Here is a 24942-nt window from a genome sequence, read left to right on the forward strand (position 1 = left end):
CACTTGCGCCAACGAGTTTGTGATGCAAACCTGTTGGCATGACCACTGACGCGGTACCCGCCGGCGGTGACCCCCGCCGGCTGCTCTCCGACGTGCGCGCCCTCGCCCACCGGGTACGTCTGGACCAACGCATCACCTGGGTCGCGCTGCTGGTGCTGGCCGTGGTGACGTTCGTGGCGATCCCGATCGACGCGTACTCCCTGCACGCCGACTGCGGCAGCGCCGCCGACTGGATCACGCAACCGGACGGGCACCAGTCGTGCCACATCCACCGTGCGGGCGCGTTGGTCTACTGGCCGCCGGCACTGCTCCTGGCGTACGGGGCGATCGCCGTCTACGCCGTGCGGACCGCCCGGGCGCGGGGGCTGGGCGTCCGCGTGCTGCCCTACGTGCTCACCGGCGCGGCGCTGACCGTGGTGTTCGCCGCGGCGTGGCTGGGCTGGCGCGCCTACCTCGGCAGCCATCCGGTGCCGACCGAGCCGTTCCCGTACTGGGTGATGCTGCTGGACCGGCTGGTCGCGCCGGCGGGCACCATCGGGGTCGCGCTGCTGGTGCTGGCCCGGCTGGAACGCAACCTCCCGCTGCTGGTGTTCACCCTCGGCTACCTCGTGATCGTGCTGGTGCCGGTGGCCGCGCAGTGGCACCCGGCCTGGGGCTACAACTCGATCCTGGGCGGCTTCCTGCCGCAGCAGATCCTCAACGGCGTCGTGCTCCTGGCGGGCGCGGTGGGCTTCGCGGTGGCCCGCCGGCGGCAGCGATGACCGCCGAGGCCGACGCCCTGGACGCGCCGGACCCCCATCCGGTCACGGGGCTGGATGACGTGGTCCACCAGCGGGTCCGCCTGGGCATCCTGACCATCACGCACGAGGCGCGGCGGGTGGAGTTCGGCTACCTGCGCACCCGGCTGGAGCTGACCGCCGGCAACCTCTCCCAGCACGTCGCCGTGCTGGAGACCGCCGGCCTGGTCGAGGTCGAGAAGGGCTACGAGGGCAGGCGCGGCCGGACCTGGATCACGCTGACCGCTGCCGGCAGCACCGCCCTCGCCGAGGAGATCGGGCGGCTGAAGCTGCTCATCGCGCGGGTCGAGACCACCGACGCCCCGGGATGAGCGACGTCCCGGCACCCCGGCCGGCAAGGGAAACCGGTCGAGGTGCCGGGACGTGACGCGGCCTAACGGAAGCGGTGGCGCTGGATCAGGGCACCGGCGTGACAGTGCGGTCTCATCCCACGCTCACGCCCGAGCCCGGGGCGTACGTCGTCACGCCCGGCGGCAGCGCCTTGATCATGTCGATCTGGGCGCACGCCGGGCAGGCGTTGTAGCCCTCCTGCCGCTTCTTGTTCGCCTCCGCCTCGGCCTGCGCCTGCGCCACCTTCGCCTGCGCCTCGCTGACGCCCGCGTACGCGGCCTGCGCCTTCGTCACCGCCTCCTGCACCGGCCCGGGCAGCGTCACCCGCACCAGGTTGAAGCGGATCCCTTGCAGGAACGGGCCGCCGAGGTTGCGTTCGATGTCCGCGCCGAGACCGGCGTTGATGGCCGACTCGATGCGGGACACCGTCGCGTTCTGCCCCTCCGGGTTGGCGGCGGAGTTCTGCAGCAGCGCGCAACTGGAGACCAGTTCGGCGCAGGTGGCGGTGCCGATGTGGAAGCGGAGGGCGTTGTCGATGACCGGGCGAACCGCGCCGTCGAAGAAGGCGTTCCAACCGTCGACCCCCTCCCACGCGTACTTGAGGTCGTCGTTCCCGTAGCGGTACTGCCGCGTCCCGTATTTCTCGTCGAACGTCTTCAGCACGCCCGGGTCGAGGTTGAGCGTGAAGTACATCGTCGCCTCGATGCCCATCTCCACGCCGTCCTTGGAGGGCGAGCGGGCCAGGTCGATGCCGGGACGGCCGCCGCGCTGCGGGTCCGCGGTCATCGTGTAGTAGCGCTGCTGCGCCGGATACCGGTGCATGCTCGACCAGAGCCCGATCCAGGTGACCCCGGACGCCGGCTGGATCACCATGCGGATCCGGTTGTTGTCGAACATCCCGCCGTTGCGCACGACGGCCACCTCGCCGCCGCTCGTCTTGCCGAACCCGGCCCACATGCCCACGCTCGTCACCACGAACGCCAGCGCGACGGCCGCGACGATCCGGAACGTGCGCATCAGGCCGCCACCTTCTCCGCCTCGGGCGCGTCCTCGACGGGTGCCCGGGACGTCTCCGGCGCGAACCACAGGGCGATCCCCGTGATGACCAGCATCGCGCAGACGTACAGCGACACCGCGGTCGTGGAACCGGTCTCCTGCACCAGTTTCACCGCGACGATCGGGGCCAGCGCGCCGCCGAGGATGCCGGCGACCTGATAGCCCATCGACGCGCCGGAGTAGCGCAGGCGGGTGGAGAAGAGTTCGGCGACGAATGCCGCCTGCGGCCCGTACATCGCCGCGTGGGTGGCCAGCGCGACGACCACCGCGCCGATGATCACCAGCCGGTTGCCGGTGTCCAGCAACGGGAAGAAGACGAACGCCCACACCGCGGCGGCCGCCGCCCCGGCCGCGTAGACCGGCCGGCGCCCGACCCGGTCGGAGAGCCCGCCGAAGAACGGGATCAGCAGCAGCTGCAACCCCGACCCGACGAGAACCGCCGTGAGGGCCGCCTGCCGGGGGAGTCCCACGGTGCCGGTGACGTACGTGTACACGTACAGCGAGAACGTGTAGAACGCCACGTCGGTGCCGATCCGGGCGGCCATCGCGACGAGCAGCCCGCGCGGGTGCCTGCGCAGCACCTCGATGAGCGGCAGCCTGGCGGTGGCGCCGGCGGCCTTCATCTGCGCGAACTTCGGCGACTCGGTGACCGCCACCCGGATCCACAGCCCGACGAGCACGAGCACGCCCGACAGCAGGAACGGCACCCGCCAGCCCCACGCCTTGAACGCCGCGTCGCTCTGCACGGCGTTCATCACCCACAGGACGCCGGTGGCGAGCAGGTTCCCCGCCGGAACGCCCACCTGCGGCCACGCGGCGCTGCGCCCGCGGTTGTCCTCGCCGCTGTGCTCCAGCGACATCACGACGGCTCCGCCCCACTCGCCGCCGAGCCCGAGCCCCTGCAGGAACCGCAGCGCCACCAGCAGCACCGGCGCCGCCACGCCCCACTGCGCGTAGGTCGGCAGGACCCCGATGAGCATCGTCGCGGCGCCCATCAGCACGAGCGTCGCGACGAGCACTCCCCGCCGGCCGATCCGGTCCCCGAAGTGCCCGAAGACGATGCCGCCCAGCGGCCGCGCGACGAACGCCACCGCGTTGGTGGCGAAGGCGAGCAGCGTGGCGGTCACCGGGTCGAACGTGGGGAAGAACAGCGTGCCGAAGACCAGTGCCGCCGCCGAGGAGTACAGGAAGAAGTCGTACCACTCCAGTGACGTGCCGATGAGACTCGCGACGATGACCCGCCGCCTCGTGCCGACTGCCGACTCCGCCGTCATGACGCACCCCTCTCCCGAACGACCTCCACCGATTGCCACTTCGTTCTCAAAGTGTTTTGTTCAACAATGGTGTCCGTCAAGAGGGTGGGGTCAAGATTTTTCGATGGATCGCTAGTGCCGGTAGGCGGCGAGCAGCTGCGCCTCGGCCGCGTCGAGGTACGCGGTGAACGCCTTCTCCGCACCGGCCACGTCGCCGGCCAGCAGCAGTTCGTACAGCTGGCGGTTGGTCTTGCGGTACGGCTCGTGGAAGTCGTGCAGGTCGTCCATCACCACGAAGACCAGCCGCAGCTCGGCGAGCAGCCGGCGCACCACGTCGCGGGCCCGCCGGTTGTCGAGCAGCTCGACGACCGCCTGGTGGAACCGCATGTTCGCGCTGCCGACCGCCGTCCAGTCCTGCCGGGCGGCCGCCTCGTCGGCGCTGTCGACCGCCTCGCGGATCTCCTCGAGCGCGTGCCCGGGGGCGTTCGGCAGGTTGCGCACCGCCGCGAGCTCCAGCACCCGGCGCAGCGCGTAGATGTCGCGCAGGTCCTCGACCGTCAGCGTGCGCACGAAGACGCCGCGGCCGAACTCGTGCACCAGCACGCCCTCCTCGGCCAGCTGCCGGAACGCCTCGCGCAGGGTGTTGCGGGAGACGTTCAGCGCCTCGCTCAGCGCCTCCTCGGACAGCCGCTCACCGGGCCGGAAGACCCCCTCGGTGATGCGCTGGCGCAGCTTGGCCGCCAGCAGCTGCGAACGACTCCCGGCGGTCAGCGCCGCCCGGTCGGCCGACAGACGCTCGGCCCACGAACCGGAGCCGTCGGGCCGGCGGGCGCCGTTGTCGGCCATGCGCGCTCCCTCATGAGGTGGAGGATTGTTCCACAGGGTATCGCTAGGCTCCGGTCATGGACGAGTTGGCCGCGCTGCTCGACGGCCCCCGGGCGCGCAACGCCTTCCTGGTGCGCGCCGTCATGAGCCCGCCGTGGTCGATCCGCATCCAGGACGAGGCGGCGCTCGCGCTGGTGACCGTGGTGCGCGGCGACGCCTGGATCGCGCCCGACGACGGCTCCCCGCTGCGGGCCGGGCCCGGCGACGTCGTGCTCGCCCGCGGCCCCGCCCCGTACACGGTCGCCGACGACCCGGCCACGCCGCCGCACGTGGTGATCCATCCCGGCGACCGCTGCACCACCCCGGACGGGCGCAGTCTCAGCGCGGAGATGATGCTCGGCACCCGCACGTGGGGCAACGACCCCGACGGCGGCACCGTCATGCTCGTCGGCACGTACCACATGCGCGGCGAGGTGAGCCGCCGCCTGCTGGAGGCCCTGCCGGAGCTGCTCGTCCTGCCGGCGGCGGCGCTGGACAGCCCGCTGGTGCCGCTGCTGGCCGGCGAGGTCGCCCACGAGGCGCCCGGGCAGCAGGCCGTGCTCGACCGGCTGCTGGACCTCATGCTCATCACGGTGCTGCGCCGGTACTTCGAGCTGACCCCGGGGCCGAAGTGGTACCGGGCGCAGGGCGACCCGATCGTCGGGCGGGTGCTGCGCGTCATCCACGCCGAGCCGGAACGCCCCTGGACCGTCGCCGCGCTCGCCGCCCGGGCCGGTGTCTCCCGCGCCACGCTGGCCCGCCGCTTCACCGACCTCGTCGGCGAGCCGCCGATGACGTACCTGACCGGATGGCGGCTCGCGCTCGCCGCCGACCTGCTGCGCGAGCCGGGCGCCACCGTCGGCTCCGTGGCGCGCCGGGTCGGCTACGGGACGGCGTTCGCGCTCAGCGCGGCGTTCTCGCGGGAGTTCGGGATGAGCCCGCAGCAGCACCGGGAGGCGCTCGCCAGCGCGTAGTGCCGCCGACGCCGGAGGGGCTACGCGGAATCGCCGCCGTTGAACCGCAACAGGTTGCGCAGCGTCGGCGATGCGCCGACGACCCGGATCCGGCCGGGCGCGTGCGCGGCGGCCTGCACGATGATGCGCGTGGCGGCCAGGTCGGCGAAGGTCAGGCCGCTGAGGTCGACGACGAGCGGATCCGTCCCGGACGCGTCCTCGGCGAGGTGGTCGAGCACGGCCCGCAGCGCCTGCCGGTTGGACAGGTCGGCCTCGCCCTCCACCCGAACGCCGCGCGGCGTCCCGGTGCGCAGCATGCGCAACCCGTTGGGGGCGGGCGTGTCCGGGCCCGCGGTCGTCGGGTGCGCCCACTCGATCCGGTACCGCGTGCGCGTGTCGAACAGCCGCCGGTCGTACAGGCACATCGCGAGCGACTCGCCACCGGCGAAGACGCGGTTGACCTGGGCCTCGTACCAGCCGATCCGGTCGGCGCCCGGGATGTCGCGCGCGGCCCAGGACATGTCGCCGAGCACGCGCAGCGCGGACCAGCCGTCGGCGCGGGCGCGCTCGACCTCGGCGTCCCAGCCGGCGATCACCGCCTCCGGCACGAACGCCGCACCGGCGAGGTACGTGTCGTCGGCCGAGTGAACCCGCAACTGTCCAGAGTGGACGGCCGACGCGACGCCGATCCCGCGCCGATCCAGCTCCTCCAGAACGTTGTCGGGCGACAACGTTTCCGTGAAGTAAACGACCCGCTGGCGCTCCCGCAGGCCGGCCCGCACGTAGCCCGCCACGGCGTCGTCGCGGCCCCGGTCCGTGCCGTATGACCAGCACAAATGGTCACCGGGACGGAGTCGGGAGTACGCGGTACCGAGTGGCACCTTCCCCCCTCTCCCGGCCTGTTGTGGGGGCGGTCGTCAACCAGCCTACGGCACCGTAGGCAGGAACGTCGGACCAGCGTCGAACGGATCGACGATCCCGCAGTGTTCCTCGGATCCGCGATCGGGCCGAGCGCGACCGTCGACAGTGGACTGAACGTTTCGGCCCGGGCCGCCGGTCAGCCGCCCCGCGCGGCGCGAGGTGTCGCGGCGGAAATCGACGCATGTGAGTCTGCGGCGCATGTTCACCCAACTGGTGGCCGCGCTCGACGTCGACTTCCGCACCTACGACGAAACGGCGCTGCAGGCGGTGGACCCCGCGACGTGGCCGACGCGCGGCTGGCGCCCGCAGGTGGTCGTGGTGGGGCCGGGCATCAACGACTTCTCCACGGCGATCAACCCGGGCGGACGGTGGACGCCGGAGAGCCTGCGACCGGCACCCGTCCGCGAACGACCACCGCGTGATGGCCGAGTTGCTCACCGGATACCTGAAGACCCTGCCGATCGCGTGGTGATCGGCAGGGCCCCGGCGGGAGGCACGGCTACTTGCGGCTGCGCCACTTCTGCTGCGTGTTGCCCACGCACTGCTGGATCTGCACCGGTGTGCCGTCACCCTTGTCGTCGTTGGCGGTGTCGGCGCACTTGCTGGCGTTGACGGAGATGATGTCGTCGTAGTCGCGCTTCCACTGCTGCGCGGGATTGCCGCTGCAGTTGGCGGTCTGGATCGGCGCGCCGTTGTTGGTGGCCGCCCAGGCGACGTCGAGGCAGAGCCCGGTGAGGACGCTGCGGATCGTGCCGTCGTTGCGGATGTCCCAGCGCTGCGCGGCGTTGCCGCTGCTGCACGGCTTGATGACGACGTAGACGCCGTCGGTGGCCTGTTGGGCGTCGAGGCACTTGCCGGTGTAGTCCTGCACCAGCGAGACGCCCGCCAGCGGCGCCGGCGGCGGCGGGGGCGCCCCGGTCGACGTCTTCGGCCCGGCTGTCGGGGACTGCTTCGGTGACGGGCTGGTGCCGCCCGACGGGCTCGGCGAGGTCCCCGGCGACGGCGGCGCCTGGCCGGTGCCGCCGATGCGGGTGTCCAGCGCGTAGTAGCTGGTGTACGAGGCGATCTTCTCGAGGTACGCCTTCGTCGCGGCGTCGATGGTGCCGCCGGCCTGCCGCACCGCCGTCGGCCCCTGGTGGAAGCCGGCGAGCGCGAGCGAGTACGGGTCCCCCTGCAGCGTGGTGAACTCGGTCATCATGCCGCACAGCGCCTTGCCGACGACCGGGATGGCGGTGGTGGCGTTCCAGGCGGTGGCGCCCTCGGGCGCGTACTGCTTCCACACGTCCGTGCGGAACTGCGCGATGCCCTGCTGTCCGCTGTCGCCGAGCATGTTCGCGTTGAAGCCGGAGGCGGCCATCACGACGGCGGCGACCGCGGCCGACGTCACCTGCTGGCACGCCTTGCCCGCCTCGACGACCGGCGCCACGAACTGGTCCGGGATCGGCTTCACCTCGGTCGGCGTGCCGGTGTTGGTCTGCCGCGCGTCCGGGTTGCCGAACTGCGGCAACTTCCCGTAGTACGCCGCGTATCCGGCCGCCTTCTCGACGTAGTCGTTGCCGTCGGCCTTCGGCGCGTCCGCCGCCGTCACCTTCTTCAGTCCGGCCCGGTAGGCGGCGAGCGATAGGCGCCACGGGTCGCCCTGCACCTTGGCGACGCGCAGCTGCCCGCTGAGGTCGCACATCTGGTGGGCCAGGGCGAGAACGTTGGCGCTCTGGTCGCTGCGGCTGGCGTTCGGCCACGGGGACCACTGCTTCCAGTCCGCGTTGTCCATGCCGGCGATGCCCTCGCCGCCGGAGGCGGTGGAGCGGGCGCTGTTGTCCAGTCCGGACTCGGCCATGAGCTGACCGGCCACGCGGGCCGGCGTCAGCATCAGGCAGGAGCGGGCCGCCGACGTGATCGTGGCCAGCAGTTCGTCGCTCACGCTGGCGCCGGTGAGGTCGTCGTTCTCGGCGTTGGCGACGTTCAGGCCGATGGTCGTCGCGGCGACCGCGCACAGCACGGCACCCGCGACGAGACCCGCGGCCACCTTGCGGCGGGTGCCGCTGTGCATCGCGTCGAGCCGTCGGCTGAGCCACAGGGGGGTGTGTCTCACGGCGATGTCGTTCCCTTCACCTCTGGTGAGGACCACATACGGACGCCGCGGCGGTCTGGTTCACCCGAAGACGTGCCGATTTCCGGCCCGCACGTGAAACGTGTTCGAGTGAACGCGAAGCGTGATGGTGCGCCTGGGGATTCACCTAAAGAATGCGCTCCGGCGTCGTCGGACTTCCGTTTCGCGTGCGGCACGCGATTATCCTCCGGCCATATGCGAGATATTCCGACCATCGTTCGGGTCACGGCGTCCGAAGCCGGTTCCGCGTTCGCGTTGCACATCGCGAGCCTGGGCGAATTCATGCTTCCGATCGGCCGGGACGCGTTCGACGAACTTGTTGCCGCCGGTCAACTTTTCGCGCTCGCCCGGCGTGGCGCGCTCGTCGGGATCTGTTACGTCAAGCCCGACGGCAAGAACCTCGACGAGGTACCCCGGTGGGAGTACGGCGGCGTGCACGTCAGCCCGGATCTGCGGCGCACCGGACTCGGCACGGCGCTCAGCGCGGTCGCCGTCGCGGCGGTAAGTCACGACGCGCCGAAGCCCGTGATGGCCTACGTCCACCAGGCGAACCTGGAACCGCTGGCGATGATCGTGGGCCGGCTCGGTTTCGTGTTCACCGGCAAATCGATCCGGCTGGGACCCGAACAGGCACCCGGCTACCTGCGGCGCGACGCCGACGGCTACGCCACGGCCGACGTGCTGGAGTTGCCCCCGCACGCCGTGGGGCGCCTCGCGGACGGGCTCGAACTGCTCGACCGCCGCACCGTGCGCCTCGCCGACGACCTCTTCCCGACCGGCCTGGAGACCGCTGCGGAGAACCTGCGCCGCACCGCCTACGGCAGCCGCGCGTCGGCGTCGGAAGGCCGCGTGGTCGCCGGTCGCTCACCCGGCCTTTCGTAGCGCCAGCAGCGTCGCCGGCGGCAGAGACGCGCGGTCCCGGTCGAAGACGCGCGCCTCGGTGAGCAGGTTGCCGGCGGGGCGTTCGCCCAGTTCGGCGATGAGCGCGTCGGCGTGGGCGAGCCACGAGGCGTGCAGCCGCCGCCAGTACGGGTCGGCCCCCTCGTCGACGACGGCGTCCTCCACCTCGAACCCGGCCGCGCGCGCCATCGCGGGCCAGTCGCCGCGTTCGCTCCCGGGCGTGATCCGCGCGGTGAACGCCAGCCGCGCGCCCGGGGCGAGGATCCGGCGCGCCTCCCGCAGGGCGGCCGGCCGGTCGGGCGTGAACGGCAGCGCGTCCACGCTCACCGCACCGGTGGCCCACCCGTCGGCGACCCCGGTCCGTTCGAAGGTCCCCTTCTCGAAGCGGGCCCGCCCGGCCAGCCCGAAGTCGGCGGCCCGCGCCGCGGCGATCTCGCCCGCCGCCCGGCTGAAGTCCACCCCGTGCAGCTGTGCGCCCAGCGCCCGGGCAAGCCACAGGCCGGGGCCGCCCCGCCCGCAGCCGAGGTCGACCAGCCGCCCGCCCGGCGGCATCCGCAGCGCCGCGACGAGCCGCCCGAGCAGCCACCACGAGCACGAGCTGGACGGATCCACCTCCGCCGGGTAGTCCTCGCCCATCGCCTCGGCGGCCAGGCGCCGCATCAGCGGGCTGGCGTGCACGGCCGTGTGCGCGGCGTCGTAGTCGTCGTCCTCGATGCCGATCTCGCTGATGTCCACCACGCCGAGCAGCATAGTCATGGATACGCACAGTTACGTCGAGGATCCTTGACATGTCGGAGGTCTCCGGCAGCGGCACTACCGCCTGAGCGCCGCGCCCCCGTCGTTCCGCGCCCGGAGCGGCCGGTGACCACGGGGGAGTAGCCTGGCCCGCCGTGGGAGTCATTGTCGTGGACGGGCTGCCGCTGGACCGGCTGCCGACGCATCGCCACGACGGGCCGATGCTGTCCTGGTCCGAGACCGCGACGGTGACGTTCCACAGTGGACGGCGCAGCTGGATCGTGCCGCCCGGGCACGGGATGTGGGTCCCGGGCGGCGCGCCGCACGGCGTCGAGGTGCTGCGCGCCGGGCTCGGCAGCGCGCTGCTGTTCGACCCGGCCCGCCGCGTGCCCGACTGGCGGGAGCCGACGGCGTTCGTGGTGAGCCCGTTGGTGCGCGCGCTCGTGCGGCACCTCTCCGAGTTGGACGGCCCCGTCGGCGCGGCGCGCGAACGGGCCGAGGCGGTGCTCTTCGACGTGCTGCGACCGGCGGACGCGCTGACGATCCCGCTGCCGATGCCGGCGGACGCGCGCCTGCGGGGCATCGCCGAGCGGCTGCTCGCCGACCCCGGCGACGGCCGGGAACTGGCCCACTGGGCGGTGGAGGTGGGGGCGGGCGTGCGGACGATCGGCCGCCTCTTCGTCGCCGAGACCGGGATGACGTTCGGGCGGTGGCGCACCCACGCCCGGATCCGGGCCGCCGTGCCGATGCTCGCCGAGGGCGTGCCGGTCGGCACCGTGTCGCGCCGCGTCGGGTTCCGCAAGGCCGCCGCGTTCACGGACGCGTTCCGGCGGGTCACCCGCCGCCTCCCTTCCTCTCTCTCGGGGGAACGTCCCTGAGCGTGGCCGTTTCACGGACATCGTCGGCCGTCCGGCGGCACCACGGGTGGCTACGGTTCGGGTCGTGCGAATGATCGGGGATGTGGCGGGGCTCGAAGCGGTCGTCGGCGCACCGCGCGCGGCGGTCCTGGGAAAGACGATCCACGCGCTGGACGACGGGAGCCGCCGCGTGCTGGCGGCATCGCCGGCCGCCTGGCTCGGCTACCGCGACGGCACCGGCACCCCGCGAACGACCCTGGTCGGCGCCGTCCACGCGGAGTCCCCCACCCGGATCCGGCTGGAACTCCCGCCGGGCGCCGTCGGCTCCGTCTCCTTCGTGTTCCTGCTGCCCGGCGTGCGGGAGACCCTGCGGCTCAACGGTGTCGTACGCGCCGGCGACGCGGTCGAGGTGCGCGAGGTGTTCGTCCACTGTGGACGATGCGTGCTGCGCTCGAAGCTGTGGGAACCCGAGCCGACCCCGCCGGGCGCCGACTTCCTCGCCGCGTCGCCGTTCGTGGCGATCTCCTCGTGGGACGCCGACGGCAACGCCGACACGAGCCCGCGCGGCGACGAACCCGGCTTCGTGCGCGTGCTCGACGAGCACACGCTCGCCGTGCCGGACCGGCGGGGCAACGGCCGCACGGACACGTTCCACAACGTGCTCGCCTGCGACCGGGTGTCGCTCGCCGCGCTGATCCCCGGACGCGACGAACTCCTGCACGTCGACGGCACCGCCTCGATCACCGACGACGCCGACCTGCTGCGCACGATGCCGGTCGGCCGGTCGGTCCCGCACGCGGCGCTGATCGTGCGCGTCCGGCACACCGAGATCCGCCGGAACGCCGTCCTCCCGCTGCTGTGGCGCGCGAGGTCGTCCACAGTGGACGGCGTGCCGGACCTGATGCGCCTCGCGGTGGCACACGCCGCGTCGAACCAGCGGGGCGCGCTGCGCGCCGTCGGCCGCGGCCTCGCCGGTGCGCTGTCGGACGGACTCGTGCGCCGGGGCATGGACGCCGCCTACCGCAGGTCGCTGCGCGACGAGGGCTACTCCTCGGAGTAGTACGCGGCGAGGTAGGCGTGCAGGGCGGCCGTCCCGCGCATGCGCAGCAGGCTCTGCCGCCGCAGCTGTTCGTCGCGGCGCGCCAGCTGGGTCAGCGCCTGCGTCACACCGCCGGAGGCGCGCATCGCGGCGATCGCGTCCTCGATGATGCCGAACCCGAAACCGCCGGCCCGCAGCACCGCCACCAGGTGCGCGGCCCGCTGCTCGGCCGGCCCGTAGGCGCGGTGGCCGGTGTGCGGCTGCCGGTCGGGACGCAGGAGCCCACGACGTTCCCACAACCGGAGAACGGGTGGACGGACGCCGACCCGCGCGGCGACCTCTCCGACGCGGACGTGTTGTTGCACGGCCGGCGCGGGACGGTCGGCGACCCGCGTGAACGCCTCCGTGGCGGCGGCGACCGTCGCCCGCTCCCGCGCGAGCGCGGCGTGCCCCTCGTCCACGACGGCGAGCGCGGCGGCGATGTCTCCACTGTGGACGGACCCCAGGACGGCGTGCGCCGCCTTCCACCCGTGCCCCCGCGCGAACGCCCGCACCGTCCGCAGCGCGTCGGCGTGCTGGGCGGTGAAGACCCGGTAGTTGTTGGCGGCGCGCTCGGCGGGCGGCAGCAGGCCGGCGGCCAGGTAGTTGCGCACCTGCTGCTCGCTGACTCCGGCCTCTCTCGCCAGACTTGAGACTTTCACGCTGTATACCTAGCCCGCCAGGCTCAAACCTTCAAATAGGACTTCAATGAGAAAATTGAACCATGAACGCGGCTGAGATGGCGCAGTACATCAGGGACACCTTCGACGGCGTGCACGTCATGCAGAACCAGGGCGACACGTTCTTCCTCTACGACCCCGAACGGGACCTGCCCCCGCAGCGGCAGATGCCGTTCGCGACGGTCGTCACCGGGGACCACTACGACCGGGTGTCTGCGCTGGACCGGCCGGGCTTCTACCGGCTGAACATCGGCGTCACCAAGGCGACCTACGTGGGCCTGCTCGGCACGCCGCCGACCGAGCGGGACGCGGCCGGGCTGCTCGACCTGACCGGGCACGACCTGGCGGCGCAGGACGTGTTCATGCCGCACCCGTACTACGCCTCGCAGTACTGGCTGAGCGTGATCAACCCGGTGTCGACGCTGCCGGCGGTGCGGGAGTATCTGGCCGAGGCGCACGGGTTCGCGGCCCGCAAACACGCCAACCACCGGTCCCGCCGGCAGAAACCCTGAAAGCACCGGGGATCAGGTCGCGACCTCGACGTTGCGGGCAACGAGCCGGCGGCGGGTGAGGCGCGGGAGCCGGCGGACGAGCGGGGCGGTGTCGGGGTGCGAGCCGTAGGCGAGCAGCGTCAGGAACACCCCGTACACCGGCAGGTGTCCCAGCAGCTCGGTGCCGCCGAACAGGATCAGCGTCGCGTTGAACGGGATGCCCGCCACGAGCACCGCAACCTGCGGCAGGGCTCCGGAGATGACCAGCAGGCCGAAGAGCAGTTCGGTGGCACCGGCGATCGCGACGAACGTGTCGGCCGGCACCTGGATCCCGACCAGCGCGAAGACGTCGAGCTGCGGGTAGAGGCGCAGGGTCTCCCGGGCCAGCGCCGGGTTGGCGAGCTTCTCGGCGAACGCCAGCGTGATCAGCGCACCGCCCGCACCGAGCCGCAGGGCGAGCAGTGCCCGCCGCAGCGTGGCGGCGTCCGGTTCGACCCGGCCCGACGGCGCGTCCGACGGCGGCACCAGCGCGAGGAACACCGCCACGCCCAGCAGGTCCATCGCCGACAGCAGCCCCACCGGCCCCGTCACCAACAGCGCGAGCGGCCCGGACAGCGCCAGGAGCAGGGCCGCCGGCCGCACCCGCACGCCGGCGACGAACCACACCCCGAGCCCGCCCTCCAGCAGCAGGATCGCGTCGCCGCCGGTCACCTGGCGCACGTCGAGGTCGTGGGTCAGGAAGTGCCCGGTGACCGCCGTGGCGAGCAGCGACACGCCCAGGTGGACGGCGAGCAGGCGGGGCACGTACGGCACGAGGTCGCCGACCCGGCGCAGCGGCTTCAACTCGGGAGTGGGCAGGTAGCGCACCGCCACCCACCGCCAGAGCGCGGTCACCAGCACGACGGCCACGATCAGCGACAGCGTCACCGGCCGCAGCGCGAACGCCCAGTCGGTCGGGAACGAGTGCGGGTCGTCGACGAACCACTTCTCGTGTGCGTGGGCCGTGCCGGGCACGGCGAGGATCGCGGCCGAGGCGGCGATGACGGCGGTTCGGCGCCCCCAGGTGATGTGCATGATCAAAGGATCAGGGCCGGAGCGGGTGGCGGGGCAGGGCCGAAGGTCCCCAACCCGGTGAGACCGCGCTCACCCCGTCCGGGCCCGACGGACGGGGCGGCGCCCCCGTGCGCGCCGCCCCGTTCCGCTACCTCACACCGTGAAGTCGAACCTCTTCAGCGCACCGCGCACGTCGTCCGGGCGGCCCTGTTCGGCCACGCCGTACGCGTAGGTCAGCCGGTGCTCGTCCCACCAGCCGAACCCCCGGTAGGCGACCTGACCCGGGCGCGCCCGGGCCGGCTCGGGAACGACCTCGTCGCGCAGGATCCGTCCGGTGGCCACCTCCACGACGCGGATCCGGTGCTCGGGCCGGTCGGCATCGCCCAGGAACGTGCCGCGCACCGCCAGCTTGGTGCCGTCGGGGGAGAGCAGCGGCCGGACGATCCCGCACCGCGCGCCGGCCGAGACGGTGCCGGTCCGGTCGCCGGAGACGGTGTCGCGGATGCCGACGAGGCAGCTGTACTGCTTCTCCTCGACCGAGATCACCGCCAGGCGGTTCCCCTCGGCGGTGCCGAAGGTGGGCAGCGGAAGGTCGCCGTTCTCGGCCGTGCGGATGACCTTCTCGGCGCCGGTCGCGAGGTCGTGCAGCCGCACGCCCGAGTCGTCGCGCAGGATCGCGTGGCCGGTGGAGGCGGCGAGGAGTATCGGGTCCGCACCGGTGAGCGGGCGCCGCAGCTGTTCGCGGCCGTCCGCGCCGACGACGACGAGCGCGGCGCCACCGGCGGTGTCGTCGAGGATCGCGTAGCGCCCGTCGGGCAGGTACACGTACTCCTCGGTGTCGCCGAGCGCGAAGGGCAGCGTCGCCCACCGGACCGAGCCGTCCGACTGCAGCTGCGCCAGCGCCGTCCGCCCGGCCGGCTGCGGGCTCTGTCCCGGGGTCGGGTCGGCGGGAACCGCGGCCGCGTACAGATCGATCCGCCGTCCGTGCGGGGCCGCGGCCGAGGGCGTGGGTGTCGGGTCCGCGTTCAGGATCGGCACCATCTGGGGGAACGTCACCGCGGCGGCCCCGAGCGCCGCCAGCAGCGCGGCGATGCGGCCGGCCACGGAGCGGCGCCGGCGGGCCCGGGCGCGCGCCCGTACCCTGTCCAGGCTGAGCCCGGGCGGGGGGAGAGCCGCGGCGATGTCACGAACCGCCGCGTCGATGTCGTTCATCGGTCCTCCTCCGGCCGGGTCAGGTCGGCCCGCAGCGCGGCCAGCGCGCGGGAGAGCCGGCTGCGCACCGTGCCCTCCGGCAGGCCCAGCACCGTCGCGGTGTCCACAGTGGACAGATCGAGCAGCACGCGGCAGACCACGACGGCGCGCTGCTGCACGGGCAACGCCGTGAGCGCCTCGGTCACGGCGGCGTCGGCCGTGTCGTGGTGCGCGGCGGCCGGCCGGGGGAAGTCGTCGGCGAGCGGTCGTTCGCGGCGGAGCTTGCGCCGCCAGGAGGTGGCCCAGTTGAGCCCGACGCGGAACACCCAGCCGCCCGGGTTGTTCAGCCGGGACACCTTCGACCAGTGCAGGTACGCACGCGTCATCGCCTCGTCGGTCGCTTCGCGGGCCAGCGCCACGTCGACCAGCGTCACGGCCAGCGCGCGGTACACCCGGTCGACGCTCTCCGCGTAGAACGTCTCGAACGCGTCGGGCGGCGGCTCGGAACGGGGCGCGGGCGCCCGCGCCGTCTCGGCTGTCATGCGGTGTACACGCGCGAAGGGCTCGCGATGCTCCGGCCCCATCGGAATATTCAGGCGATCGGGCCCAGGCGGGCCGCGACGACCCGCGCGGTGGCCACGGCACGGCCCTCGTCGCCGGCACCGACCTCGCCGACCCGGATCCAGGTGCCGCCGCGGCAGGTGAGCGCCGCGCGCACGTCCGCCACGAGCCTCGGGGCGCCGTCGTCCTGGAAGGTCGCCACGTAGTGCACCACCTGGTCCCGTTCCAGGCCGTCGCCCCGCGTGTCGACCGACGCGGCGGCGGCCCGGTGACCCGTGCGCAGGGTGCTGCCGCGGTAGCCGGCGTCCTCGCACGGCCTCGGCAGCAGGTGGTCGCCGCGCACGTAACGCGCCGGGTCGGTGGGGGAGACGGGCGCGCGCCGGTCGAGGTCGCCGGCCGCCAGCATCACCCCGTCGGGAATGGCGACGATCAGCAGCCGGACGCGCGCGGCGGGCACGTTCAGCCCCTCGGGCGCTTGTCGAGGATGCGCTTCGCCTTGCCGATCGAGCGTTCGAGGCCGCCGGGCGCAACGACGTCGACGCGCACGCTCACGCCGACGTTCTGCTTGACGAGGGCCGCCAACGTCGCCGCCAGGCCGTCCGGCGGGGTGTCCGCGCGGGACTCGACGCGCACGGTCAGTTCGTCGAGGCGGGCCGGGCGTTCGATCACGCACTGGTAGTGCGGGGCGAGGCCGGGCACCCGCAGGATCTGTTCCTCGATCTGGGTCGGGAAGACGTTCACGCCGCGCAGGATCATCAGGTCGTCGCTGCGGCCGGTGATCCGCTCCATGCGGCGCATCGGGCGGGCCGTGCCGGGCAGCAGCCGGGTCAGGTCCCGGGTGCGGTAGCGGATGACCGGCATCGCCTCCTTGGTCAGGGAGGTGAGGACCAGTTCGCCGCGTTCGCCCGTCGGAAGAACATCGTCGTGCAGGGGGTCCGCGATCTCCGGGTAGAAGTGGTCCTCCCAGATCGTCAGGCCGTCCTTGGTCTCCACGCACTCCTGGGCCACACCGGGACCGATGATCTCGGACAGGCCGTAGATGTCGACGGCGTGCATGTCCGTACGACGTTCCATCTCGGAACGCATGTCGGCGGTCCACGGCTCGGCGCCGAAGATGCCCACCTTGAGCCCGACGGAGGCCGGGTCCACGCCCTGGCGGTCGAACTCGTCGAGGATCGTCAGCATGTACGACGGCGTCACCATGATGACGTCCGGCCGCAGGTCCACGATCAGGCGCACCTGGCGCTCGGTCATGCCGCCCGAGACGGGCACGACGGTGCAGCCGAGGCGTTCGGCGCCGTAGTGCGCGCCGAGGCCGCCGGTGAACAGGCCGTACCCGTAGGCGACGTGCACGAGGTGCCCGGGCCGCCCGCCGGCCGCCCGGATCGAACGCGCCATCACGTCGGCCCACGTGTCGACGTCGGCCCGCGTGTAGCCGACGACGGTCGGATTGCCGGTGGTGCCGGAGGAGGCGTGCACGCGCGCGAGGCGCTCCCGCGGCACCGCGCACATCCCGAACGGGTACTCCCCGCGCATGTCCTCCTTCGTGGTGTAGGGGAATCGCGCGAGATCCTCCAGGGACCGGCAGTCGTCCGGATGCACACCCGCCGCGTCGAACGTGCGCCGGTACAGCGGCACGTTCTCGTAGGCGTGCCGCATGGTCCGCCGCAGGCGGGTGAGTTGCAGGGCGCGCAGCTCCGCCACGGAGGCGCGCTCGATCGGCTCCAGATCCTCGGAGCGGGGTGTCAGATCCAGCACGCGGTGCCTCCTTCGACAGCAGCATCCTGTCACGCGCGGTGCAGCCGCCTGAACGTTCGATAAGGTAGCGCCGTGACTTCTCCCATGCTGCGCAACTACGTCAGCGGCGGATGGCACGTCGCCACCGACGACGGCCGGCCGGTCCACGACGCCGTCACCGGTGCGGAGATCGCCCGCGTCTCCTCGACCGGCGTGGACTTCGCCGCCGCCCTCGACTACGGCCGCCGCACCGGTGGGCCCGCCCTGCGCGCGCTTACGTTCCACCAGCGGGCCGCGATCCTCAAGGCGCTCGGCCAGCACATCAGGGAGCACCGCCCGCGCCTCTACGAGGTCTCCGCGCGCACCGGCGCCACGCTCGGCGACTCCAAGTTCGACGTCGACGGCGGGATGGGCGTGCTGCTCGCCTACGCCAGCAAGGCCAAGCGCGAACTGCCCAACGACAGCGTGTACGTCGAGGGCGCGATCGAGCCGCTCGGGCGCGGCGGGACGTTCCTCGGGCAGCACGTGTGCGTGCCGCTGCACGGCGTCGCGGTCCAGGTCAACGCCTTCAACTTTCCCGTGTGGGGGCCGCTGGAGAAGTTCGCGCCGGCGTTCCTCGCGGGGGTGCCGTCGCTGGTGAAGCCCGCGACGCCGACCGCCTTCCTCACCGCCGCACTCATCGAGATCATCGTGGCGTCCGGGCTCCTGCCGGACGGCGCGTTGCAGTTCGTGGCGGGCAGCCTCGGGGACACGTTCGACCACCTGACCGGGCAGGATCTCGTGTCGTTCACGGGATCCGCGTCCACCGCCACGCAGCTGCGGACGCATCCGACGCTGGTGCGCAACGCGGTGCGCTTCTCCGCCGAGGCCGACTCGCTCAACCTCTCCGCGCTCGGGCCGGACGCGACGCCGGGCAGTGCCGAGTTCGACCTGTTCGTGAAGTCGCTCGTCGTGGAGATGACCGTCAAGGCGGGGCAGAAGTGCACGGCCATCCGGCGGGCGTTCGTGCCGGCGCCGCTGCTCGACGCCGTGACGGAGGCCGTCGCGCAGCGGCTCGCCCGCACCGTCGTCGGCAGCCCGTCGAACGAGACCGTGCGCATGGGCGCGCTGGCCAGCCTCGACCAGCGGGACGAGGTGCGGCGCAACGTGGCCGCGCTCTGCGCCGCGGGGCGCATCGCGTTCGGGGATCCGGAGAAGGTCGAGGTGCTCGACGCCGACGCCGCGCGTGGCGCGTTCATCTCGCCGATCCTGCTCGTGGGCGATCCCGATCACGCGGCGCCGCACGAGGTGGAGGCGTTCGGGCCGGTGTCCACGCTGATGCCGTACTCGTCCACGGAGCAGCTCATCGAGTACGCGGCCCGGGGGCAGGGCAGCCTGGCGGGCTCGATCGTGACGGCCGACCCCGGGTTCGCCCGCGACGTGGTGCTGGGCGTGGCGCCGTGGCACGGGCGGCTGCTCGTCCTCAACGAACGGGACGCGAAGGAGTCGACCGGGCACGGTTCGCCGCTGCCGGCGCTGGTGCACGGCGGCCCCGGCCGCGCGGGTGGCGGCGAGGAGATGGGCGGCATCCGCGGCGTGCTGCACCACATGCAGCGCACCGCCGTGCAGGGCGATCCCGACACGCTCGCCGCCGTCACCGGCCGCTGGGTCACCGGTGCGCAGCGGCGCGTCGACGGCGTTCACCCGTTCCGCAAAACTCTGGCGCAACTGCGGCCGGGAGACTCGGTCGTCGCCGGACCGCGACGGGTGACGCAGGAGGACGTGGAACACTTCGCCGAGTTCACCGGCGACACCTTCTACGCCCACATGGACGCCGACGCGGCCGCCGCCAACCCGCTCTTCGGCGAACGCGTCGCCCACGGCTACCTCGTCGTCAGCCTCGCGGCCGGCCTCTTCGTCGACCCCGACCCGGGCCCGGTGCTGGCGAACTTCGGCGTCGACAACCTGCGCTTCCTGACGCCGGTGAAGTTCGGCGACGAGCTGACCGTGACGCTGACCTGCAAGCAGCTGACGCCGCGCGAGTCGGCGGACTACGGCGAGGTGCGCTGGGACGCCGACATCACCCGCCAGGACGGCGAGTCGGTCGCCCGCTACGACGTGCTGACCCTGGTCGCCAAGGAGTGATCGCCGCAGCGGAGGCCTTCGGGTGGGGCGACGGGGCGCGCCTCACCCAGGGCCCCCGCGGCGCGCTCGGCCGGATCTGGCGGGTCGACGTCGACGGGCACACGTACGCGCTCAAGGAACTCTTCGCCGACCCGCCCGCGCCGGAACGCCTCGCGGCGGAGCTGGCCTTCACCGGCCGGGCCACCGCGGCCGGGGTCCGCCTGCCGCAGCGCCGGCCGGCCGTCGACGGGCGAACCATCGTGTCCACAGTGGACGGTCGGTGGCTGTGCCTCTACGACTGGGTCGACCTGCGCCCGCTGGAGCTGACCGCGGCGACGGCTCACGCGGTCGGCACGACGCTGGCCCGGCTGCACCGCTGCGCGGTCGGGCTGGACGGCGACGATCCGCATCCCTGGTACGACACGTTCCCGCCGGTGGCGGCGTTCGCCGGTGCGGTCGCCTCCGGCGCCCCGTGGGCCGCGCGGCTGGCCGAACGCCTCACCGACCACGCCGCGCTCACCGCGCACGTGACGCCGGTCGACCCGTCCCGGCTGCTCGTCTGCCATCGCGACCTGCACCCGGAGAACATCCTCGCCGGCCCGGACGGCGCGCCGGTCGTGGTCGACTGGGACAACTTCGGCCCGGCCGACCCCGCGCGGGAACTGGTCGCGGTGCTCTTCGACTGGTTCGGCGGGCCGGCACCGGACCTCGACGCGATGCGCGTGCTGTACCGCGCGTACGTCGACGAGGGCGGCCCGGCCCGGATCACCGGCCCCCACGACTTCGCGATGCTGGTGGCCGTCCGGTTCAACTTCCTGCTGCTGCAGACGGGGATCGCGATGGACGCGGCCGCCACGGCGGAGCAGCGCGCGTGGGCCGAACGGGAGGTCGCCGAGACGCTCGACCATCTGCCGACGCCGGGCCAGGTCGACGCGGCGTTGAACGTGGTCAATCCGGCCGAGGCCCCCAACGACGACCCGCCGATCGACCCGTGACCCCGGAGGTCACTGCGACGCCCCCGCGGCGGGCGACATGTCGAAGTAGACCCGGCCGCGTTGCTCGGCGAGGAGGTACGAGTTGAACACGGGGTGGCGGGTGCCGACCGCGACGTCGCGCCACTGGCGCTGCAGGGGATGGTCCTGCGCGAACCCGCCGGTGCCGTGCAGGTCCAGGAGCAGTTCCACCGCCTCGCGGCACTCCTGGGCGGCAGTCGCCATTTCCACCCGTGACCTGAGCCGCTCCTCCTCGCTCGCCGTCACGTCCGGGTCCAGCGCTTGCAGGTCGGCCACCCGCAGAGCCCGCTGCATGGCGGACTCGGCGCGGCGGAGCGCTTCGGTGAACCAGTGTCGGCCGAGGGGCGAATCCACCACCCGCGCGTACGTGCTGCCCTGGGGTTTCCGGTCGCCGGTGATCGACGTCGCGACGATGTCCAGGGCCCGGTGCGTGGCTCCGACCATCGACGCGAGCAGTCCCAGCGCGCCGACATGGCTCAACGGCTTTCGGGCCGTGCCAGGTTCGAGTTCGGCGAAGAACTCCTGGGGGACGAAGACGCCGTCGGCCACGATCGTGTGGCTGCTGGTTCCCTCCATGCCGATGGCGCGCCAGGTGCGTTCGACGGTCAGGTCCGTCATGGGTAGCAGCGTGAGGCAGGCCGTCGGCGGTGTGCCGTCGTCCAGCGAGACCCCCGCCACCGCCCAGGACGCCACCTCGGAGCCCGAGGCCATCGCCCACTTCCCGGAGACCCGGAGGCCGCCCGGCACGCGTTCGGCTCGGATGTCGCGGGCCACGGCGGAACCGCAAAGGACCCCGTGCGGGTCGGCTCGGAGGGCTTCCTGAGCCGTGCCGGGCAGCATCGGCTCGTAGAGCTTCTTGTTTCCGGCGCTTACCGCGACGACCCAGGCGGTCGACGCGCACCCGCGGCCCAACTCGGCGATCACTTCGACCAGGGTGCGCGGATCGGCGTCGTGGCCACCGGCCTCGCGGGGCACCGGAAGCGCGAACATGCCGGCCTCGCGGATCGCGGTGATGTTGTCCGGCACGGGACGCGTCGCGCGCGCGGTTGCTTCCGCATTGTCCGCCAGGACAGGTGCGATCTTCCGGGCGGCTTCCAGGAGGGTGCTGTTCATGGAGGTTGATCATAAAACCTGTCTCAGGTGGTGACGGCGGTCTCCGCGGCGTCGGCCGGCGGCCTGGTGCTGGTGAACCACGGCGAACACCACGTCGTGACGGCCGATCCCGAGAACAACGAATTCTGGGTGGCGCACTAGCTCACGCGTAGGGTGATCACGTGGCGAGTGAGATGAGCGGCCTGGCGACGTTCGGCCAGTGCGACTGGGTGCCCACCGTCGAGGAGTTGCGCGCGCGGAAGCCGGACGTGGCGGTCGTCGGGGCGCCGTTCGACATCTCGACGACGTACCGGCCGGGGGCGCGCTTCGGGCCGCGGGCGTTGCGCGCGCTGGCCTATCACCCGGGCACCTACCACCTGGACCTGGGCATCGAGATCTTCGAGAACCTCGACGTGGTCGACCACGGGGACGCCTACTGCCCGCACGGGCTGACCGAGCAGGGGCACCGCAACATCGAGGAGAAGGTGCGCGACGTGGTCGACGCGGGGGCGTTCCCCGTGATCATCGGCGGGGACCACTCGATCACGTGGCCGGCCGCGACCGCGGTGGCCCGCAAGCACGGGTGGGGCAGATTGGGTCTGGTGCACTTCGACGCGCACGCGGACACGGCCGACACGGTCGAGGGCAACCTCGCCTCGCACGGCACCCCGATGCGCCGGCTGATCGAGTCGGGCGCGGTGCGCGGCCGCAACTTCGTGCAGATCGGGCTGCGCGGCTACTGGCCGCCGGCGGACGTGTTCGAGTGGATGCGCGAGCAGGAGCTGACCTGGCACCTCATGCACGAGGTGTGGGAACGCGGCATCAAGGCCGTGATGGCCGACGCCATCGCCCGGGCGAGCGACGGCTGCGACGCGATCTACCTGTCGGTGGACATCGACGTGCTCGACCCGGGCACGGCACCCGGCACCGGCACCCCGGAGCCCGGGGGGATGCACGCCGCGGACCTGTTGCGCGCGGTGCGCGCTGTCGCGTTGGAGACGCCGTTGGTGGCGCTCGACGTGGTCGAGGTGTCGCCGCCCTATGATCACGCGGAACTGACCGTCAACAACGCCCACCGCGTCATCTTCGAGGTGCTCGCGGGACTGGCGTACAAGCGGAGGAACGCGTGAACGTAAGAAGGGCGCGGCCGGGTGACGCCGCCGCCATCGCCTCGTTCATCGGCGACATGAACTACGACGGCGTCACACCCGAGAGGGTCGCCGAGCGGCTGACCGACCTGCCCGAGGGGCACGCGGTGTTCGTGGCGACCGTGGACGAGCAGCCGCGCGGATTCGTGCACGTGATGCTGAGCATGAGCCTGATCGTCGGCGTCCGGGTCGAACTCGCCGGGCTCGGCGTCTCGGCGGACAGCCAGGGCAGCGGCGTGGGCGGTGCACTGCTGCGGCGCGCCGAGGAGTGGGCGGCGCAGCGCGGCGCGGTGTCGGTGTACGTGCGCTCCGGCGCGGAACGCGAGGCGGCGCACCGGTTCTACGAGAAGCACGGGTACCAGCGGCTCAAGATGCAGGTCGCGCTCGCCAAGCCGATTTCCGCGTAGGCCCGCTGTCGCCTTCGCCGATCGGGCCGGCCCGCGCACATAACTACCGCACGCGGTACTCCAGGAAGACCACCCCGTTGCCGAAGCGCACCTCGTCGGTCAGCTCCAGCTCCAGCCGCACCTTCTCGGGCAGGAACCGCGTCCCGCCGCCCACCACCACCGGGCTGACGTACTGCTGCACCACGTCCACCAGCCCCGCCCGGAACGCCTCCGCCGCCAGCCCCGCACCGCCGATGCCGAGGTCGTGCGTGGCGGCCTCCTTGAGCGCCCGCACCGCCGCCGGGTCGAACGACCGCTCCAGCCGCGTTCGTGACGTCTGCACACTGTCCAATGTGGACGAGTACACGATCTTGTCCAGTCCGCGCCACAGTTCGGCCCACTCGCGTTCGACCGCCGGCTCGTCCGGACCGCCGGCGGTCTCCCAGTAGCGCATCGTCTCGTACATGCGGCGCCCGTAGAGGTGGGTGCGGGTGTTGCGCTCCCGTTCGTTGACGAACGCGTGCACCTGCGCGTCGGGTGCGGCCCAGTCGAAGTTGCCGCTGTCGTCGTTGACGTACCCGTCGAGCGACGTGATGCCGGTGGCGATGAGCCGTCCCATCGGAACCTCCCAGACCGATTTCAAAATGCAATCAGTTCGACCCTAGGTAAGCTGGTCCCGGAATGCAACCGGTCAGGGGAGTGAAGACGTGGACGTGCGTTCGGGCTGCCCCATCAACCTCTCGCTCGAGGTCTTCGGCGATCGATGGAGCCTGGTGATCCTGCGCGACATGATCTTCGGCGGCCGCCGGCACTTCCGTGAGCTGCTCACCGGTTCCATCGAGGGCATCGCCTCCAACATCCTCGCCGCCCGGCTGCGTACCCTGGTCGACCTCGGCATGCTCACCCGCCGCGACGACCCCACGCACAAGCAGAAGGTCGTCTACAGCCTCACCGAGGCCTCCATCGAACTGGTTCCCGTGCTGGCCGCGCTCGGCAGCTGGGGCAGCCGGTGGCTCCCCGTCACCGGGGAACTGTCCGTCCGCGCGATCGCGCTCGGCGACGGCGGCCCCGCGATGTGGGAGCGGTTCATGGCCGAACTGCGTGAGGAGCACCTCGGCATCCCCGCCGGCCCGCCGCCGGGTGGCAAGACCGTGCGGCAGAAGCTCCAGGACGCCTACGACGCGCGTTGAACAAGATCCGCCTCTACAGTGGCGCCATGCTCATGGCGTTGCTGCTCGACCTGGCCAACATCGTCGGCGGGTTCCTGCTCGCGGCCGGCCTGCTCGTGCGCGTGCCGCGCGTCGGCCCGACGCTCGGCCGGCTGAGCGAACGCGCCGGTCCGGCACGGTGGATCGTCGGCGTGCTCGCGCTGGTGGCGGCCGGGTTCTGGATCATCGTGCACGCGTTCTCCGGGCCGCATCTGTTCCACTTCGAGGTCGTCGGCCTGGGGGTCGGGATCGCCCTGCTGTGGGACCGGCTGGTCGGGCGTTCGACGACGCCCCGCGAGCCCATCACGCCCAGCTACGGCGCCACGGTCACGGACACCACGACCGGCCTGCACCTGCTGCTGGCCGTTTTCGGCCTGATCGCGATCGCGGTCGGCGTGCAGGGACTGTTCACACCCAACTGAATA

Annotated in this window: 27 protein-coding genes; 13 read left to right on the top strand and 14 right to left on the bottom strand. The window is 72.5% G+C overall.

The features are described 5' to 3' along the window. Nucleotides 1-38: 38 nt before the first annotated feature. Nucleotides 39-761: a hypothetical protein gene (locus Val02_RS18230; protein ID WP_203900289.1), complete on the top strand. Its 723-nt coding sequence runs from the start codon at nt 39-41 to the stop codon at nt 759-761. Continuing rightward, nucleotides 758-1108, top strand: coding sequence for a transcriptional regulator (locus tag Val02_RS18235; RefSeq protein WP_203900290.1), 351 nt, complete (start codon nt 758-760; stop codon nt 1106-1108). The genes Val02_RS18230 and Val02_RS18235 overlap by 4 nt, the downstream gene beginning before the upstream one ends. A gap of 112 nt (nt 1109-1220) precedes the next feature. Here Val02_RS18235 and Val02_RS18240 read toward each other — a convergent pair whose 3' ends face one another. The 3 genes from Val02_RS18240 to Val02_RS18250 all read right to left on the bottom strand — a co-directional run bounded on the left by Val02_RS18240 (nt 1221) and on the right by Val02_RS18250 (nt 4282). After that, nucleotides 1221-2144: an SPFH domain-containing protein gene (locus Val02_RS18240; RefSeq protein ID WP_203900291.1), complete on the bottom strand. Its 924-nt coding sequence runs from the start codon at nt 2142-2144 to the stop codon at nt 1221-1223. After that, entirely contained in the window at nt 2144-3457 is a 1314-nt protein-coding gene (locus Val02_RS18245; RefSeq protein ID WP_203900292.1) for an MFS transporter, read from the bottom strand. Before Val02_RS18245 ends, Val02_RS18240 begins: the two co-directional genes overlap by 1 nt. 111 nt (nt 3458-3568) lie before the next feature. Further along, nucleotides 3569-4282 (bottom strand): GntR family transcriptional regulator, encoded by a 714-nt coding sequence (locus tag Val02_RS18250; RefSeq protein ID WP_203900293.1) that lies wholly within the window; start codon nt 4280-4282, stop codon nt 3569-3571. A 56-nt stretch (nt 4283-4338) separates the two neighbouring features. Between Val02_RS18250 and Val02_RS18255 the strand changes: the two genes are divergently transcribed. Next, a complete protein-coding gene (locus Val02_RS18255) occupies nt 4339-5274 on the top strand; it encodes an AraC family transcriptional regulator (RefSeq protein WP_203900294.1) in 936 nt (311 codons plus the stop codon). Between the two features lie 20 nt (nt 5275-5294). On the opposite strand, the gene Val02_RS18260 is transcribed toward Val02_RS18255, so the two are convergent. Next, the gene (locus Val02_RS18260) at nt 5295-6134 is read right to left on the bottom strand and encodes an MEDS domain-containing protein (RefSeq protein ID WP_203900295.1); all 840 of its coding nucleotides are present in this window, start codon (nt 6132-6134) and stop codon (nt 5295-5297) included. A gap of 539 nt (nt 6135-6673) precedes the next feature. Next, complete coding sequence (locus Val02_RS18265) at nt 6674-8266, bottom strand: ricin-type beta-trefoil lectin domain protein (RefSeq protein ID WP_203900296.1); 1593 nt, start codon at nt 8264-8266, stop codon at nt 6674-6676. A 213-nt stretch (nt 8267-8479) separates the two neighbouring features. Here Val02_RS18265 and Val02_RS18270 point away from each other — a divergent pair, with 213 nt between their 5' ends. Next, nucleotides 8480-9166 carry a GNAT family N-acetyltransferase gene (locus tag Val02_RS18270; protein ID WP_203900297.1) on the top strand — a complete coding sequence of 229 codons (687 nt, stop codon included), beginning with the start codon at nt 8480-8482 and terminating at the stop codon, nt 9164-9166. Here Val02_RS18270 and Val02_RS18275 read toward each other — a convergent pair. Continuing rightward, entirely contained in the window at nt 9149-9940 is a 792-nt protein-coding gene (locus tag Val02_RS18275) for a class I SAM-dependent methyltransferase (RefSeq protein ID WP_203900298.1), read from the bottom strand. The two genes, Val02_RS18270 and Val02_RS18275, sit on opposite strands and share 18 nt — an antisense overlap. Before the next feature lie 134 nt (nt 9941-10074). Here Val02_RS18275 and Val02_RS18280 point away from each other — a divergent pair, with 134 nt between their 5' ends. Both Val02_RS18280 and Val02_RS18285 read left to right on the top strand, forming a co-directional pair. Then, the gene (locus Val02_RS18280) at nt 10075-10797 is read left to right on the top strand and encodes a helix-turn-helix domain-containing protein (RefSeq protein WP_203900299.1); all 723 of its coding nucleotides are present in this window, start codon (nt 10075-10077) and stop codon (nt 10795-10797) included. A 70-nt stretch (nt 10798-10867) separates the two neighbouring features. Next, nucleotides 10868-11836, top strand: coding sequence for a pyridoxamine 5'-phosphate oxidase family protein (locus tag Val02_RS18285; protein WP_239153160.1), 969 nt, complete (start codon nt 10868-10870; stop codon nt 11834-11836). Here the strand turns inward: Val02_RS18285 and Val02_RS18290 are convergent. Continuing rightward, on the bottom strand, nt 11821-12516 hold the full coding sequence (locus Val02_RS18290; RefSeq protein ID WP_203900301.1) for a MerR family transcriptional regulator: 696 nt from the start codon (nt 12514-12516) through the stop codon (nt 11821-11823). The genes Val02_RS18285 and Val02_RS18290 overlap by 16 nt on opposite strands. Before the next feature lie 62 nt (nt 12517-12578). Here Val02_RS18290 and Val02_RS18295 point away from each other — a divergent pair, with 62 nt between their 5' ends. Then, nucleotides 12579-13046, top strand: coding sequence for a DUF6194 family protein (locus Val02_RS18295; protein WP_203900302.1), 468 nt, complete (start codon nt 12579-12581; stop codon nt 13044-13046). Nucleotides 13047-13058: 12 nt separating this feature from the next. Here the strand turns inward: Val02_RS18295 and Val02_RS18300 are convergent, their stop codons facing one another. From Val02_RS18300 to paaK, 5 genes are all read right to left on the bottom strand, one after another. After that, complete coding sequence (locus tag Val02_RS18300; RefSeq protein WP_203900303.1) at nt 13059-14099, bottom strand: hypothetical protein; 1041 nt, start codon at nt 14097-14099, stop codon at nt 13059-13061. 132 nt (nt 14100-14231) lie between these two features. After that, nucleotides 14232-15290, bottom strand: coding sequence for a YncE family protein (locus Val02_RS18305; protein WP_203900304.1), 1059 nt, complete (start codon nt 15288-15290; stop codon nt 14232-14234). Then, nucleotides 15287-15811, bottom strand: coding sequence for an RNA polymerase sigma factor (locus Val02_RS18310; RefSeq protein WP_203900305.1), 525 nt, complete (start codon nt 15809-15811; stop codon nt 15287-15289). Before Val02_RS18310 ends, Val02_RS18305 begins: the two co-directional genes overlap by 4 nt. Nucleotides 15812-15861: 50 nt before the next feature. Continuing rightward, nucleotides 15862-16287: a hypothetical protein gene (locus tag Val02_RS18315; protein ID WP_203900306.1), complete on the bottom strand. Its 426-nt coding sequence runs from the start codon at nt 16285-16287 to the stop codon at nt 15862-15864. Between the two features lie 2 nt (nt 16288-16289). Beyond that, nucleotides 16290-17588 carry a phenylacetate--CoA ligase PaaK gene (gene paaK / locus Val02_RS18320; RefSeq protein WP_203900307.1) on the bottom strand — a complete coding sequence of 433 codons (1299 nt, stop codon included), beginning with the start codon at nt 17586-17588 and terminating at the stop codon, nt 16290-16292. A 72-nt stretch (nt 17589-17660) separates the two neighbouring features. Between paaK and paaZ the strand changes: the two genes are divergently transcribed. Further along, complete coding sequence (gene paaZ / locus Val02_RS18325) at nt 17661-19691, top strand: phenylacetic acid degradation bifunctional protein PaaZ (protein WP_239153126.1); 2031 nt, start codon at nt 17661-17663, stop codon at nt 19689-19691. Next, nucleotides 19688-20665: a phosphotransferase enzyme family protein gene (locus Val02_RS18330; protein WP_203900308.1), complete on the top strand. Its 978-nt coding sequence runs from the start codon at nt 19688-19690 to the stop codon at nt 20663-20665. The genes paaZ and Val02_RS18330 overlap by 4 nt, the downstream gene beginning before the upstream one ends. A gap of 9 nt (nt 20666-20674) precedes the next feature. Here the strand turns inward: Val02_RS18330 and Val02_RS18335 are convergent, their stop codons facing one another. Beyond that, complete coding sequence (locus Val02_RS18335; protein WP_203900309.1) at nt 20675-21796, bottom strand: acyl-CoA dehydrogenase family protein; 1122 nt, start codon at nt 21794-21796, stop codon at nt 20675-20677. A gap of 161 nt (nt 21797-21957) precedes the next feature. Between Val02_RS18335 and speB the strand changes: the two genes are divergently transcribed. Together speB and Val02_RS18345 are read left to right on the top strand one after the other, a co-directional pair. Beyond that, nucleotides 21958-22905, top strand: coding sequence for an agmatinase (gene speB / locus Val02_RS18340; RefSeq protein WP_203900310.1), 948 nt, complete (start codon nt 21958-21960; stop codon nt 22903-22905). Further along, nucleotides 22902-23330 (top strand): GNAT family N-acetyltransferase, encoded by a 429-nt coding sequence (locus Val02_RS18345; RefSeq protein ID WP_203900311.1) that lies wholly within the window; start codon nt 22902-22904, stop codon nt 23328-23330. The genes speB and Val02_RS18345 overlap by 4 nt, the downstream gene beginning before the upstream one ends. A gap of 43 nt (nt 23331-23373) precedes the next feature. Here the strand turns inward: Val02_RS18345 and Val02_RS18350 are convergent, their stop codons facing one another. Then, nucleotides 23374-23928 carry a dihydrofolate reductase family protein gene (locus Val02_RS18350; protein ID WP_203900312.1) on the bottom strand — a complete coding sequence of 185 codons (555 nt, stop codon included), beginning with the start codon at nt 23926-23928 and terminating at the stop codon, nt 23374-23376. Between the two features lie 88 nt (nt 23929-24016). Here Val02_RS18350 and Val02_RS18355 point away from each other — a divergent pair, with 88 nt between their 5' ends. Together Val02_RS18355 and Val02_RS18360 are read left to right on the top strand one after the other, a co-directional pair. Next, on the top strand, nt 24017-24499 hold the full coding sequence (locus tag Val02_RS18355; RefSeq protein WP_239153127.1) for a winged helix-turn-helix transcriptional regulator: 483 nt from the start codon (nt 24017-24019) through the stop codon (nt 24497-24499). A 26-nt stretch (nt 24500-24525) separates the two neighbouring features. Then, a complete protein-coding gene (locus tag Val02_RS18360; protein ID WP_203900313.1) occupies nt 24526-24939 on the top strand; it encodes a hypothetical protein in 414 nt (137 codons plus the stop codon). Nucleotides 24940-24942 lie beyond the last annotated feature (3 nt).

It is taken from the genome of Virgisporangium aliadipatigenens, assembly GCF_016863615.1.
GTDB classification, from domain to species: Bacteria; Actinomycetota; Actinomycetes; order Mycobacteriales; family Micromonosporaceae; genus Virgisporangium; species Virgisporangium aliadipatigenens.

What these genes read in the sequence shown, in the direction of transcription:
- Val02_RS18295 (WP_203900302.1), top strand. Translation starts at nt 12,579, where the DNA reads ATGAACGCGGCTGAGATGGCGCAGTACATCAGGGACACCTTCGACGGC.
- Val02_RS18335 (WP_203900309.1), bottom strand. Translation starts at nt 21,796, where the DNA reads ATGAACAGCACCCTCCTGGAAGCCGCCCGGAAGATCGCACCTGTCCTG.
- Val02_RS18305 (WP_203900304.1), bottom strand. Translation starts at nt 15,290, where the DNA reads ATGAACGACATCGACGCGGCGGTTCGTGACATCGCCGCGGCTCTCCCC.
- Val02_RS18240 (WP_203900291.1), bottom strand. Translation starts at nt 2,144, where the DNA reads ATGCGCACGTTCCGGATCGTCGCGGCCGTCGCGCTGGCGTTCGTGGTG.
- Val02_RS18245 (WP_203900292.1), bottom strand. Translation starts at nt 3,457, where the DNA reads ATGACGGCGGAGTCGGCAGTCGGCACGAGGCGGCGGGTCATCGTCGCG.
- Val02_RS18310 (WP_203900305.1), bottom strand. Translation starts at nt 15,811, where the DNA reads ATGACAGCCGAGACGGCGCGGGCGCCCGCGCCCCGTTCCGAGCCGCCG.
- Val02_RS18300 (WP_203900303.1), bottom strand. Translation starts at nt 14,099, where the DNA reads ATGCACATCACCTGGGGGCGCCGAACCGCCGTCATCGCCGCCTCGGCC.
- Val02_RS18360 (WP_203900313.1), top strand. Translation starts at nt 24,526, where the DNA reads ATGCTCATGGCGTTGCTGCTCGACCTGGCCAACATCGTCGGCGGGTTC.
- Val02_RS18255 (WP_203900294.1), top strand. Translation starts at nt 4,339, where the DNA reads ATGGACGAGTTGGCCGCGCTGCTCGACGGCCCCCGGGCGCGCAACGCC.
- Val02_RS18285 (WP_239153160.1), top strand. Translation starts at nt 10,868, where the DNA reads ATGATCGGGGATGTGGCGGGGCTCGAAGCGGTCGTCGGCGCACCGCGC.
- Val02_RS18275 (WP_203900298.1), bottom strand. Translation starts at nt 9,940, where the DNA reads ATGACTATGCTGCTCGGCGTGGTGGACATCAGCGAGATCGGCATCGAG.
- Val02_RS18250 (WP_203900293.1), bottom strand. Translation starts at nt 4,282, where the DNA reads ATGGCCGACAACGGCGCCCGCCGGCCCGACGGCTCCGGTTCGTGGGCC.
- Val02_RS18270 (WP_203900297.1), top strand. Translation starts at nt 8,480, where the DNA reads ATGCGAGATATTCCGACCATCGTTCGGGTCACGGCGTCCGAAGCCGGT.
- Val02_RS18235 (WP_203900290.1), top strand. Translation starts at nt 758, where the DNA reads ATGACCGCCGAGGCCGACGCCCTGGACGCGCCGGACCCCCATCCGGTC.
- Val02_RS18230 (WP_203900289.1), top strand. Translation starts at nt 39, where the DNA reads ATGACCACTGACGCGGTACCCGCCGGCGGTGACCCCCGCCGGCTGCTC.
- Val02_RS18350 (WP_203900312.1), bottom strand. Translation starts at nt 23,928, where the DNA reads ATGGGACGGCTCATCGCCACCGGCATCACGTCGCTCGACGGGTACGTC.